Origin of the sequence: Sorangium sp. So ce836, assembly GCF_028553905.1 — a bacterium.
GTDB lineage: Bacteria > Myxococcota_A > Polyangia > Polyangiales > Polyangiaceae > Sorangium > Sorangium cellulosum_D.
Genome location: NZ_CP102233.1, coordinates 14,320,097 through 14,332,026 on the forward strand (window position 1 = coordinate 14,320,097; position 11,930 = coordinate 14,332,026).

General features: G+C 71.9%; 11 protein-coding genes. 1 reads left to right on the forward strand and 10 read right to left on the reverse strand.

Annotation, left to right across the window (positions count from 1 at the left end; all coding sequences use genetic code 11):
* Nucleotides 1–97 precede the first annotated feature (97 nt).
* Nucleotides 98–2,029 carry a PAS domain-containing sensor histidine kinase gene (locus NQZ70_RS52265; RefSeq protein WP_129580911.1) on the forward strand — a complete coding sequence of 644 codons (1,932 nt, stop codon included), beginning with the start codon at nt 98–100 and terminating at the stop codon, nt 2,027–2,029.
* Nucleotides 2,030–2,056: 27 nt separating this feature from the next.
* On the opposite strand, the gene NQZ70_RS52270 is transcribed toward NQZ70_RS52265, so the two are convergent.
* The 10 genes from NQZ70_RS52270 to NQZ70_RS52315 form a co-directional block, all read right to left on the reverse strand.
* Nucleotides 2,057–3,901, reverse strand: coding sequence for an STAS domain-containing protein (locus NQZ70_RS52270; protein ID WP_129580912.1), 1,845 nt, complete (start codon nt 3,899–3,901; stop codon nt 2,057–2,059).
* A 92-nt stretch (nt 3,902–3,993) separates the two neighbouring features.
* A complete protein-coding gene (gene gspN / locus NQZ70_RS52275) occupies nt 3,994–5,280 on the reverse strand; it encodes a type II secretion system protein GspN (protein ID WP_129580913.1) in 1,287 nt (428 codons plus the stop codon).
* Nucleotides 5,277–5,876, reverse strand: a complete 600-nt coding sequence (gspM, locus tag NQZ70_RS52280; RefSeq protein ID WP_129580914.1) for a type II secretion system protein GspM — start codon at nt 5,874–5,876, stop codon at nt 5,277–5,279. Before gspM ends, gspN begins: the two co-directional genes overlap by 4 nt.
* Nucleotides 5,873–7,387 carry a type IV pilus biogenesis protein PilM gene (gene pilM / locus NQZ70_RS52285; protein WP_129580915.1) on the reverse strand — a complete coding sequence of 505 codons (1,515 nt, stop codon included), beginning with the start codon at nt 7,385–7,387 and terminating at the stop codon, nt 5,873–5,875. The genes gspM and pilM overlap by 4 nt, the downstream gene beginning before the upstream one ends.
* A 27-nt stretch (nt 7,388–7,414) precedes the next feature.
* Entirely contained in the window at nt 7,415–8,947 is a 1,533-nt protein-coding gene (locus tag NQZ70_RS52290; RefSeq protein WP_129580916.1) for a general secretion pathway protein GspK, read from the reverse strand.
* Nucleotides 8,948–8,950: 3 nt separating this feature from the next.
* The gene (locus NQZ70_RS52295; protein ID WP_129580917.1) at nt 8,951–9,664 is read right to left on the reverse strand and encodes a type II secretion system protein GspJ; all 714 of its coding nucleotides are present in this window, start codon (nt 9,662–9,664) and stop codon (nt 8,951–8,953) included.
* Nucleotides 9,661–10,344, reverse strand: coding sequence for a prepilin-type N-terminal cleavage/methylation domain-containing protein (locus tag NQZ70_RS52300; RefSeq protein ID WP_129580918.1), 684 nt, complete (start codon nt 10,342–10,344; stop codon nt 9,661–9,663). The genes NQZ70_RS52295 and NQZ70_RS52300 overlap by 4 nt, the downstream gene beginning before the upstream one ends.
* Entirely contained in the window at nt 10,344–11,045 is a 702-nt protein-coding gene (locus tag NQZ70_RS52305) for a Tfp pilus assembly protein FimT/FimU (RefSeq protein WP_129580919.1), read from the reverse strand. Before NQZ70_RS52305 ends, NQZ70_RS52300 begins: the two co-directional genes overlap by 1 nt.
* Nucleotides 11,046–11,067: 22 nt before the next feature.
* Entirely contained in the window at nt 11,068–11,505 is a 438-nt protein-coding gene (locus NQZ70_RS52310) for a type II secretion system protein (protein ID WP_237244861.1), read from the reverse strand.
* Nucleotides 11,506–11,510: 5 nt separating this feature from the next.
* Nucleotides 11,511–11,924, reverse strand: a complete 414-nt coding sequence (locus NQZ70_RS52315) for a type II secretion system protein GspG (protein WP_020742219.1) — start codon at nt 11,922–11,924, stop codon at nt 11,511–11,513.
* Nucleotides 11,925–11,930 lie beyond the last annotated feature (6 nt).

Consider the following 11,930-nt stretch of genomic DNA (forward strand, 5'->3'; position numbering starts at 1 on the left):
GGCTGGACGGAGGGCTGGCGAGCCTGCGCGGGACGGCGGCGCGGGCGCGCCTTGACGCGCTCGATCCCCCCGGCATCCTCGTCCGGCAGAGGCCTCCGTGGACATCCGCCACCGCACGCTGCTCTCGTTCGCCCCGCTCCTGACGGTGGCGGTCGCGCTGGCGGTCTTCCTCCCCCTGGTGAACGCGACGCTCTCGCGGATCTCCGCGCAGCAGCTCTCCCTCCTCGGCGATCTCGTCGACCTGCAGGACATGGAGCTCGCGGTGATCACCCAGCGCGAGGCCGTCGGGCAGGCGCTGCGCGGGTTCGACGTCTCGCTGTACACGAGCGATGACGCGTCCCGCCGGGACCAGACGCTCGTCCATTTCAACCGCGCGCGGGGCGAGCTGGGCTCGCAGCAAGAGCAGCTGTGGCAGCACCTCGGCGCGGTGTACGCGGAGCTCGACGCGCAGCACGCGGCGATCTTCGACGCGATGCAGGAGGGCGACGCGGCGCGGGCGACGTCGGTGTTCTACGGCGAGGCCCAGGAGCTGACCTTCGTGCTCCTCTCGAGCGCGCGGGCGGGCCAGGCGCAGCACAAGGAGGCGCTGAGCGAGCTCGAGGCGAGGGGCCGCACGCTCAAGCAGCGCGCGCTGATCGGGCTCGCCGTGGGCGTGGGCGGCAGCATCCTCCTGGCGCTGACCTTCGGCTGGCTCCTGAGCCGCGAGATCGTGCGCCCCATCGAGCGCCTCGCCGCGGACGCCGCGCGCTACGCCTCGGGCGACGTCTCCGGGGAGCTCAGCCCTGCCGGAAAAATAAAACAAATCAAGCACTTGCGAGACGCCTTCCAGCACCTGCTCGGGGTCACCCTGGCGCGGCAGGAGCGGCTCCAGCAGGCGTACGCGGACGTCTCGGACCGGGCGGCCCGCGAGCAGCAGCTCCGGGAGACGGTGCAGGCCCTCAACGAGGATCTGGAGCGCGCCAAGGGCGAGCTGGAGCGGCGCGTGGCGGAGCGGACCGCGGAGCTCCTCGTGGCCAACGGGCGGCTCCAGGTCGAGCTCGCCGAGCGCGGCCGCGCGGAGGCGGCGCTGAAGGCGAGCGAGGAGCAGCTCAGGCAGCTGAACGAGGCGCTGGAGCAGCGGGTCGTCGAGCGGACGGCGGAGCTCGCGGCGGCCCAGCGCCAGGTCCTCGACACGGCGCGGCGCGCCGGCATGGCGGAGATCGCCACGAACGTGGTGCACAACATCGGCAACGTGCTGAACACCGTCAACGTGTCGGCCAAGCTCATCGCGGAGGAGCTCGGCGGCCTCAAGCTGGAGAAGCTCGAGCGGGCGGCGCAGCTCCTGGCGAGCCACCGGGAGGACCCCGGGCGGTTCCTCACCGAGGACGAGCGCGGGCGGCACCTCATCGCCTACCTGGAGGCGCTGTCCGCCGCGCTGGAGGGCGATCGGCGGCGCATCCTGCGCTACGTGGATCAGCTCGGAAAGAGCGTCGACCACATCAAGGACATCGTCCGGACGCAGCAGACCTACGCGGGCACCACCACGGTGGTCGAGCCGGTGCAGCTCTCGGAGCTCGTGGAGGACGCCCTCCGGATGAACGACGCGGCGCTCTCGCGCCCGCACCTCAAGGTCGTGAGAGAGCTCGCGTGCCCGCGCCCGGTCTACGTCGACAAGCACAAGCTCCTGCAGATCCTGATGAACCTCATCAGCAACGCGAAGCACGCGATGGACGAGCTGCCCGGCAGGGAGCACGAGCTCACGCTGCGGATCGAGGCGCGCGGGGCGGGCAGGGACGGCGCGGTGCGGATCTGCGTGCAGGACACGGGGGTGGGCATCGCGAAAGAGCACCTGACGCGGATCTTCTCCCACGGGTTCACGACGCGCCGGGGCGGCCACGGCTTCGGGCTGCACAGCTGCGCGCTCGCCGCCGAGGAGATGAGCGGGGTGCTGTCGGTGGAGAGCGACGGCGTGGGGCGCGGGGCCACCTTCACGCTCGAGCTCCCGGTGCGGCTCGGGGGCGCCGCCGCCGAGCGCGCGGCGGGGCCGTGAGCGGCCGGCGTCGCGCGGCCGCCGCCGCTACCTGCGCCGCCGCGCGCGGCGCCGCCTCGGCCTGCCGCGGGCGCCCGCGGACGTCATCGCCGAGGCGATGCCGTTCTGCAGGGTGTTGTGCGTGACGATCCCGCTCATGTCGACGCCGAGCTCGACGAGCGTCCTGGCCACGTCGGGGCTCAGGCCCGTGATGATCACCTCCGAGCCGAGCAGGCGCACCGCGGTGGCGGCGCGCAGGAGCTCGTCGGCGCACTGGCCGTCGATCCGCGGCACCCCGGTGATGTCGAGGATCGCGGCGCGCGCGCGGCGCGAGGCGACGCCGCGGACCAGCGTCTCCTGCACGCGGCGCGCCCGCTGCGCGTCGAGGGCGCCGACGAGCGGCATCACGACGATGTCGTCGCTGATGGGGATGAGCGGCGTCGACAGGGCCGCGAGGATCTCGTTCTGCGCCCGCAGCGCCTCCTCGCGGGCGCGCCGCGCCTCGGTCTCCGCCGCGGCGCGCTTGCGCTCGGTGACGTCCCGCACGATCACGACCGCCTCGGCGCGGTCGCTGCCGGCGATCCGGACCTCGTAGTCGCGCGTGCCCTCGCGGAGCTGCTCCTGGTACTCGAAGACGTGCGTCGCCTCGTCGGCGAGCGCCCGGCCGACGAGCTCGGTGATCTGCTCCGCGACGCGGGCGGGGAACACGTCGGCGACGTGCCGGTGCAGGAAATCCTCGGCGCGGAGCGACGGCCTCGACTCCCGGGACGCCTTGAAGTCGAGGCAGACGCCGTCGCTGCTGAGCCGGAGGATCGTGTCGGGGATGGCGTAGAGCAGCGCGCGGTTGTTCGCCTCGCTCCGGCGCAGGGCGGCCTCGACGCGCTTGCTGCCGATGAAGTGGCCGGCCTTGGCGGCGATCGCGAGCAGCACGTCGAGCAGCCCCGGGTCGGGCTCGCGCGGCTCGGCGTCCATGAGCTCCAGCACGGCCGCGACCTGCGCGTCGGCGCGGACCGCGATGGGGAGCTCGACCGCGAAGCGGAGGCCGGCGCCGCGCGCCGCCTGCGCGCGCTGGTCGTCCTCGACCGCGTCGAGGTCGCAGAACCAGGTCGGCTCCCCCTGGGCGAGCGCGCGGCCGGGCAGCCCCGCGTCGAGGGCGAGCCGCGCGCCCCGGGTCGACGCCTCGAGCGCGGCCGCGTCGTCGGGCGCGGCGCTCCAGGTGTGCTCGCAGCGCAGGCCGCCGCTCTCGCCGTCGCCGAGCCACAGGGCGCCGAACCGGAAGCCGAGCGTCTCCCCGAGCGCGCCGAGGAGCGCGAGGATGCCCTCGGACAGCGTCGTCGACTCGACCAGGATCCTCGTCACCGTGTACTGCGCCGACACCTTGTGGTTCGCCTCGGACAGGGCGCGGCGCTGGTTCCACTTCTCGGTGAGCGCGTAGGCCATCTGCCGGACCTCGTTCGGGTCGAACGGCTTGGCGAGGATGAGCAGGTTGTCGGTGTTCCCGAACCGGGTGGAGATCTCCTCCCAGGAGTAATCCGAGTACGCCGAGCAGATGACCGCCTGGATGGCGCCGTCCTCCTGCCAGATGCGCGAGAGCGTCTCGATGCCGTCCCACCCCGGCGGCATGCGCACGTCGACGAAGGCGAGGGCGTACGGCGCGCCGCGCTGCCGCGCCTCGCGGACCTTCTCCAGCCCCTCGGCGCCCTGGGTCGCGGTCGTGAGCTCGAACCTCACCGGCCGCCGGCCGGGCGCCTCGCGGAACAGCGCCGACTCGAGGCTATCGAAGGTCGACGCCTCCGCGTCGGACCGGAGGATCCTGCGGAAATCCTCGTGGATGGCCTCGTTGTCGTCGATCAGCAGAATGCGCCGGTTCTGCTGCCACCTGGGGTCCCGCATGGCCTCGTCCTCGGAGCGTGAATCCAGGTCCTACCCGTCCCTGGAGCGTGAGGTCCAGGTCCTACTCGCCTCTGGCGCGCGAGGTCCAGGTCCTATTCCGGCGGCGGCGGGTCGCCTTCGGCGGGCGGGGCGGGCGTCGGTCGCGACCGCGGCTCGGGCGACTCGTCCTCGGTCGACGGCGGCGGCGGCATCGCCGGCGGCGGGCTCCCCTGCTCCTCGCTGTCCCGCGCCGGGGCCTCCGAGGGGCCGAGCGGCAGGTTCACGCCGCCGGGCTTCCTCGTGGTCGCGGCCGAGCTCGGCGAGTCGGCCTTGCCGCGGCCCCGCGCCGCGGGCGAGTCCGCGGCGTGCGGATCGAACCGCGGCCGCTTCAGCACGCCGTGGACGTGCCAGCCGTAGAAGCCGTCCGAGCGCTTCGACCGCTTCATCTTGGGCTGCTGCATCTCGATCAGCCCGGGCACGCTCGACCCCGGCGCGCCGAGCAGCGACTTGGTGAGGTCGCTCTTCGACCGGTAGGCGTCGGTGAACTTGAAGCGGACGTAGAGGTCCGCCGTGGAGTTGTTCCACGGCTCGCGCATGGTGATCTTGCCGTCGCCGTCGAGCTCGAGGTCCTGGCCGTTCGCGGACATCTTCGTGACCTTGAGGACGCCGTCCTTCGCCTCGGCCGACAGGACGAGCTCGCCCAGCTTGGCCTCGGGCAGCGCGATGAGCCCCTGGATCTTCGTCTTGCCGTCGCCGACCGAGACCTCCTTGGCCGAGACCTCGAGCGCGCCGCTCGCCTTGTTGAACTTGCCGTCGGGCGCGCTGAGCTCGAGGTTCGCGTTCAGCGTGCCGGCGATCGGCAGGCCGAGGATGTCCCCGAGCGGCCCCACGTGGGCGAGCTCCACGTCCGAGACCTCGACGTGCACGTCGCCGCCCGACTTGCCCATCGGGACCACGCCCTCGACCTCCCCGCCGAACACGCTCGCCCAGAACGAGATCCGCATCCGCCCGAGCAGCAGGGGCAGGATCTTCACCCGGGCGTGCGCCTCCTCGATCTCGATGACGCTCGGCTTCGGCGCGCTGTCCTTGGCGGCGTCGCCCGAGGTGGAGGTGAAGGCGGCGGCGCCGGTCGGCCTGCCCGTGCCGAGCTCGTTCGGCGGCAGGATGAGCCGCACGCCCTTCATCTCCACGCCCGTGAACCAGTACGCGTCGAGCTCGTCGATCTCGAGGCGCTGCGCCGGGCCGGAGCCCCGCTTCTGCTGCGCGCGATCGAACTCGGCGATCAGCCGGTCCTTGAGCCGGTCGTACGGGAACGTGAGATAGCCGAAGAGGCCCAGGCAGAAGAGGTAAAAGAGCGGGTAGGCCGCCCACTTCGCGATCTTGACGAGCCGCGCCTTCATGGCTCTTGCTCCTCCTCGTCGGCGGGCGGGGCCGCGGACGGCGCAGGGCTCGCCGGCTGGGGGTCGCCCTTCCGGTCGAACGCGGAGACGCCGAGCTCCACCTCGTACGAGTCCGGCTCGCCGGCGCGCGGCTTGATGTTCAGCTTCGTCACCGCGACCGGGTGGCCCGAGGTCTCGATGCGCTCGAGCATCTTGGCGAGGCCGAGCATCCCGATCCTGTGCATCTTCACGACCGTGACCCGCTCGGTGTACTTCTTGCCGTGCGGGACGTCGGGGCGATCCTGCGACTCGGCCGCGGTGAGCCCCTGCTGCTTCGCCGCGTCCTCGATGAAGCCGGCGAGGGCCGGCGCCGGCCGCGCGTAGCGCGCGAGCAGCGCGTCCTTCTGCGCCTTCCGCTCGTTGACCTTCCCCGAGGCCTCGTAGATCTGCTGGAGCAGGTCGCGGATCTCCTGGTTCTCGGCGCGCCTGCCGGAGGCGGTGCTCGCGAGCCCGATCGGCACGGCCAGGAACACGAGCACCCCCAGGAATCCGACGAGGAGGGTGAGGAGCCGGCGCTCGCGCGGCTCCAGCTTGTCGAGTCGCTCGCGGAGCGTCATCGCGATCCCTCCGGCTTCTCCGGCGCCCCCGCCGAGGCGCTGTCCGCCGCGTCGGCGCCGGTCTTCTTCTTCTTCTTGTCCTCGCACTTGAGATCCAGCTCGAGGACGTACTTGTGCTTGCCCTCCGTGAACTGGCTCGTCCGCCCGATCTTCACGTCGCGGAAGCAGCGGTGTTCCTTCATGTGATCCGCGATGATCTGCGCGTCCGACACCGACGGGACGACGCCCTGGAGGGTCACGTGGCCGCGGTTCACGTCGAGCTCGAGCACGTCGTGCGTGATCTCCTTCGGCACGGCCTTCGAGAGCTGCACCATGACGTCGAAGGCGTCGACGCGGGGCATCGGGTCCTCGTCGGCCGCGCCGGGGCCCTGGTCGAGCAGCTCGCGGGCCTTCAGCGGGTCGCTCGTCTCCTCGCCGAGCACGTCGTGCGAGGCGGTCGCGAGCGACGCGAGCAGGAGCTCCCGCTCGGCGCTCAGGGTGCGCAGCTCCGCGACGATCGAGAACCCGAAGCTCAGCGCGATGACGGTGCCGAGGCCGGCGAGGATCGGGATCTTCTCGCGCAGGAACGGGTAGCTGCGCTCGGCCTCGAGCGCGCCCCGCCTCAGGTTGAACCCCTTGGTCTTCGGCGTCAGCCCGAGCGCCAGCCCGAGCGCCTTGGCGAAGCGGGGCAGCGCCGCGGCCTGCTCCGGCGTGAGCCCTTCGACCCGAGGGGCCGGCAGCGGCAGGATCGTGAGGCCGAGCTGGGTGGACAGGAACACCTCCGCGCCCTGCGCGCTCGCGCCGCCGCCGACGAGGTACATCCCGGCGAGCGGCTCGCCGCCGAGGTTGCGCCACGCCGCGAGCGTCTGGCGGAGCTCGCGCGCGAGCGCCGGCGCCGTGCCGGGGAGCCCGGCCGTCCCCCGCGACAGCGTCCGGGCGAAGACCGGCTCCCCGCCGGAGAGGATCACGATCTCGGAGGTGAGGTGGTCGAGGTCGAGCAGCGCGATCGGCACGCTCGCGCCGGCGGGCGACGGCGAGGCGAGCTCCGGCATCACGGCCTCGAGGTTGGCGAGCGCCACCGCGCCGAGCGCGACGCGCTCCGGCTCGAAGCCGAGCGCCTCCTTCACGACGGTGATGCGCTCGCGCACGTCGTCGGCGCGCGCGATGGCGGCGAAGACCGGCAGCGTCTCGGCGCTGGGCGGCCGCTTGAGCAGGCGGTAGTCGAAGACCGCGTCCTCCATCTCGAACGGCACCGTGGCCTCGAGCTCGAAGCCGAGGACGTTCTCGACCTCCTTCTGCGCGGCCGCGGGCAGGTCGAGGCGGCGGTAGAACGACTTCTCCCCGGAGATCGCGATCGCGGCGGCGTCGGGGCGGTGGAGCCCCACCGCGGCGCGGATCGCCTCGGCCTCGGAGACCGCGTCCGTGATGGGCGCCTCGCCGAGGGCCTCGACGAAGACCTTCCTGTACGCGGTGCGGATGAGCGCCGTCCGCACCACGGATTTCCCAGCATCTATCCCGAGCAGCCTGTGCATTTCCGCGCTTCTTCCCGGAGGGGGTTCCTATTCGATGCGATAGTAGATGATCGTCCCGGCGGGGTTCGACCGTACCTGCTGTTCGTACGATTCCGGCGTCGGGGGGGCGCCGGTCGCTCCGGGGCCGCCGTTCCCGCCAGAGCCGCCGTTCCCGCCAGAGCCGCCGCCCCCGCCAGAGCCGCCGCCCCCGCCAGAGCCGAGCTTCTGTGCCCCCGTGAGATCGATCACCGCATGGATGCGCACGCGCGTCTCACGCTTGTTCCCCGGGACGACGCCATCGGCATAGATGCTCAGGAAGTTGCTCCTGTTGCCGAGGGCCTTCGTGGCGTTCGGCTTGAACTTCACCGCTTCGACGCCCATCGCCTTGAACTGCTGGCCGAGCATCGCCCCGAGCGTATTGCCGGCCTTCTGGGTCATGGCGTCGACGAAATCCTTGGGGGTGGGGAAGAGGATGCCCCCGGTCATGCTCTGCACGAGCGACGCCACGGTCAGGAACGACGTCTGCTGGTTCACGTCGGTGCAGAGCGGCGTCGTCGCGACGTCCACGAAGTCGGCGCTGCAGGTGAGCGTGAGGAGCATCTGCGCGTTCGCCGACGTCACGTTCACCTTCTGCTTCCGGTTGCCCCAGACGGTCAGCACCCGCTTGTCCGGGTTGTTCGGGTCCGGATCGACGAACGTCGCCCAGAAGTCGTCGCCCATGCCCCGGATCAGCCGCAGCTCCTCGAACGAGTCGAAGGGGGCGTTCTTGCGCACGTAGGGGAGGCCGACCGTCTGGTAGAAGCTGTCCTCGGCGCCCGTGGAGCTCGGGGCGTTCGTCGACGTGTCGCAGACGAACGTCTGGTCGCCGGGGTCGGCCCAGTCGACGAGCGCGCTGCAGATGGTCGCGCGATCCGAGAACTGGCCGTCGCCGTCGCGCTCCTCGAAGAGCGGGTTGTACTGCGGGGGGCTCATCAGGCTGATGAGCTGCGCCCCCACGGCGATCTGATCCGCGATGCCGCCCACGTCGTCGGCGGCGCGGTTGATGTTGATCTTCGAGTCCTCGTCGACGATCTTGAGCTCGAAGCGGCCGCCGCCGGTGAGCCCGAGGTTCTTGCCCGCCGCCGCGCTACCCTCGCCCGAGGCCGCGGCCGCGGCCTCGTCGGGCGGCGCCGCGCCCGGCTCGGTGAGCTGCGCGTTGAACGGGCCGAGGAACATGTCGGTGAACTTCCAGACCGGCACCTGGAAATTCCCCTTGAGCCCGATGATCGCGAGCATCGGCCCGATCGTCTGGCTGACGCTGGGCTCGGCGGCGATGAGCATCCGCGACAGGTTCACGGCGCTCCGCGCGTAGTACTCGGCCCGGAGCGCGTCGCGATCGGCGAGCGCCGCCGAGAGCTCGGTGGAGGTCTCCTCCTGGAGCTCGGTCAGGAACACGGTGAGCACCGTGATCGCGCCGAGCACCATGACCAGCGCCACGCCCCGCCGGTCGCGCCGCCTCCGGAGGCGGCGGCGGCGCGCGCGCCCGCCCTGCGGGGTGGGGGCGGCGCGCTCCTCGGTCTGGGGGCTCTTCGGGCGGAGCATGGCTCAGTTGTTCCCGAAGGCGATGGGGACCTGCATGGCGATGGGCACCTTCGTCTCGAACTTGATGGGCGCCCCGCCCGGCCCGCCGTTCAGGACCAGCGTCACCCACACCTGCGACGGGAGCCGCTCGAATTGCGCCGCCGGCTGCGTGGAGTTCCACGAGTCGACCCACTCGCCGGTGAGGGGGTCGAGGTACCGGACGTTGAAGCTCTCGATGTCCTCGGCGAGCACGTTGACGACGCCGCCCCGCGTCGGCTCGAGATCGATGAACTTCGCCTCTCGCCGCACGAGATCGAGCTTGTCGCGCTCGGGGTCGCGCGAGCCGAAATAGCCAATCTCGCACTGGTCCGACTCGTGCGCGTTCCTGAGGAGCCTCCGGTGCGCGAACGCGGTGAAATCGACGCGATCCGCGGGCGACGAGTCCTCCCCGGTGAACGCCGTGAGCCGCACGACGATGTTCTTGTCGGCCGGCTGGTGCCGGGACAGGAAGGCCGCCTGGAGCTCGCGCGAGATGCGGGCGATCGCCGCGCGGCCCTGGTGGTAGCGGTCGCTGATGCGCGAGATGCCCGCGCGCGACCGGCTCATGCCGTCGAACGCGCCGTAGATGAGCGTCCCGATGATCGCCAGGATGGCGACCGAGACGAGGACCTCGAGGAGGGTCACCCCGCCCGAGCGCCGGCGGCGCCTGCGGGGCGAGCTCGCCGTTCGCGCCGTCACGGTCGACTCCCTCCTCCCTCGCCCGTGCCGCCGCCCGCGCCGGTGTCCTCGGGCTGGCCCATCTGCGGCACCGTGACCCACTGCACGAGCTCGAGCGCGTGCTCCTGCGACCCTTGCTGCCAGGTCAGCCGCACCGTCACCCGCCGCGCGCTCGCCTCGAAGATCGGCTGGAGCGTCGGCGCGAGCATGTCGATGAACGGCTGCAGGAGCCCCGCGATCCCGCCGGCGGACTGGCCGCCCCCGGCGCCGCCGGGCGCGCCGGCCAGCGACTGCGCGAGATCGTCGAGGCTGCCGCTCGGGGCGGCGGAGCCGCTCGACTCGGCCGGCTTGGTGAGCTGGCCGAGCCCCTCGAGGTTCGTGTCGAGATCGAGGTCGCCGTACTTGGGCTCGGGCATCTCCGGCTTCTCGATGCGCCAGGAGCACTTGACGGACGTCGACTCGTCGCCCTCGCAGCACGGCCCGTTGTCGGCCTCGTCGAGCAGCGGCAGGCCGTCCCTGGCGAGCCGCTCCTCGATCTCGGTCATCTTGCAGCGCGCGAGCCCGTTCGCGAGGCTGATGTTCCGCGCGTGCGCCGCCGCCGAGAAGGCGCCGGCCTGGGCGGAGAGGATCGCGGTGAGCCCGAGGCCGAGGATGGCCACCGCCACCATGATCTCGAGCAGGGTGAAGCCGCGGGCGCGCATCAGAACCCCGTGTCCTCGCGCTCCGACTCCTCGGAGTCGTCGCGCGGCCGCGGCATGCTCGCCTTGCCCCGCCGGATCTCGGTCTTGCCGGTGAGCGGCGAGACGAGCACCGTCATCACGGAGTCCTCGGTCTCCTCGCCGCCGAGCGACAGCTGGATGGCCGCCCGCTCGGTCTGGCCGCCGGGCCAGAAGTAGAGGTAGGCGCGCCCCTCGGTCGCGGCCTCGTCCTGGTGCCCGGTCTCCACCTGGAGGAAGCGGACGCCGCTCGAGAGCTCCTTGCCGGGCTTCTCGCTCGAGGGGTCGAAGCCGAACGCCTTCGCCGGCTGGAACGACGGGCGCGGCGCGCGCGGCCCCTTCAGGATCGCCTCGGCCTCCGCCACCGCCGCCTTCTCGGCCTCGGTCGCCGCGGCGGCGCCGCCGGTCCGGTCGTTCCTCTCGACGACGAGCTCGCCCGTGGCCTCCTCGAGCACGATCATCCGCTCCTCGAAGTCGAAGACGAGCCGCATCGGCTTCGATTTCGCGTTGGCGTGGGCGTAGGCGACCCGGACGGCGCCCGCGAGCAGCGCCGCGCTCCGCTTCAGCCGGGCGCTCGTGACCGCGCCCATGCCGAGGATCACCGATCCGCTGATGAGCGCGATCACCGTGACGGAGATCAGCACCTCGACCAGCGTGACTCCCCTCGTGCGCAGGCGGCGTGTCATGGGCGCTCCCTCCGCGTCGGCGTCACATCTCCGCGATCTTGTTGATCTCGGACTGCCTCATGTTGTCGCGGATGTCGTCCGGGGTGTTCTCCTTCTTGTCCTTGCCGAGCGAGTAGACGCGGATCTCGCTCTCCTCGCACTTGATCCGGTACGGCTGGCCCCAGGGGTCGTCCGTCTTGTTGGCGTCGATCTGCTTCGCGCTCACCAGCGCTTGCAGGGTCGGGCAGCCCTCGCCGCCCGCGCCGAGGTTCTGGTACTGATCCGCCGCGGTCTTGATGACCGACGCGCCGGTGTAGGCGCTCCTGACCTTCGCGGCCTCGAGCTTCGGCCACAGCACGAGCGTCGCGCCGCCGGCGATGATCGCCATGATCGTCACCACGATCAGGACCTCGATCAGGGTCACGCCCCGCGAGAGCCCCCGGCCCAACCTTCGAATCCTCTTCGCCCTGTTCGTCTCCATGTCCCTCACTCCACCCTGTCAAGCCCGCCGATTTCGCCGTCCGGACCGTCGCTCATCAGATCGTATCCCTCCGGGTCCTTTCTGCCAGGGCAGGTGAGCCGGAGCGGCCTCCCCCAGGCGTCGACCGGATCGATCGCGAGGTATCCCTCGCGCTTCAGCTCTTCCAGCGAGGCCGGGCACCGCCGCTCGTGGTCGGCGCGGTACAGCGTGATGGCCCCGTGGACGACGGACAACGTGGCGCGCGTCGAGCGAATTCCCACGAGCCGCCGCTCGCGCGCGCCGAGGAGCAGGAGCAGGACGGCCATCCCGAGGCCGGCCGCGAACGGCCGCACGCGCGCCATGCCGCTCCTGCGGAAGAGCCCGCCGCCGCGCTCCCACGGGAAGAAGATCGTGCTCTCTCGCTGCCTCCTGCGCCCCATGGAGCC

What these genes read in the sequence shown, in the direction of transcription:
- NQZ70_RS52305 (WP_129580919.1), bottom strand. Translation starts at nt 11,045, where the DNA reads ATGACACGCCGCCTGCGCACGAGGGGAGTCACGCTGGTCGAGGTGCTG.
- gspM (WP_129580914.1), bottom strand. Translation starts at nt 5,876, where the DNA reads ATGACGCTCCGCGAGCGACTCGACAAGCTGGAGCCGCGCGAGCGCCGG.
- NQZ70_RS52315 (WP_020742219.1), bottom strand. Translation starts at nt 11,924, where the DNA reads ATGGGGCGCAGGAGGCAGCGAGAGAGCACGATCTTCTTCCCGTGGGAG.
- NQZ70_RS52300 (WP_129580918.1), bottom strand. Translation starts at nt 10,344, where the DNA reads ATGCGCGCCCGCGGCTTCACCCTGCTCGAGATCATGGTGGCGGTGGCC.
- NQZ70_RS52270 (WP_129580912.1), bottom strand. Translation starts at nt 3,901, where the DNA reads ATGCGGGACCCCAGGTGGCAGCAGAACCGGCGCATTCTGCTGATCGAC.
- pilM (WP_129580915.1), bottom strand. Translation starts at nt 7,387, where the DNA reads ATGCACAGGCTGCTCGGGATAGATGCTGGGAAATCCGTGGTGCGGACG.
- NQZ70_RS52310 (WP_237244861.1), bottom strand. Translation starts at nt 11,505, where the DNA reads ATGGAGACGAACAGGGCGAAGAGGATTCGAAGGTTGGGCCGGGGGCTC.
- NQZ70_RS52290 (WP_129580916.1), bottom strand. Translation starts at nt 8,947, where the DNA reads ATGCTCCGCCCGAAGAGCCCCCAGACCGAGGAGCGCGCCGCCCCCACC.
- gspN (WP_129580913.1), bottom strand. Translation starts at nt 5,280, where the DNA reads ATGAAGGCGCGGCTCGTCAAGATCGCGAAGTGGGCGGCCTACCCGCTC.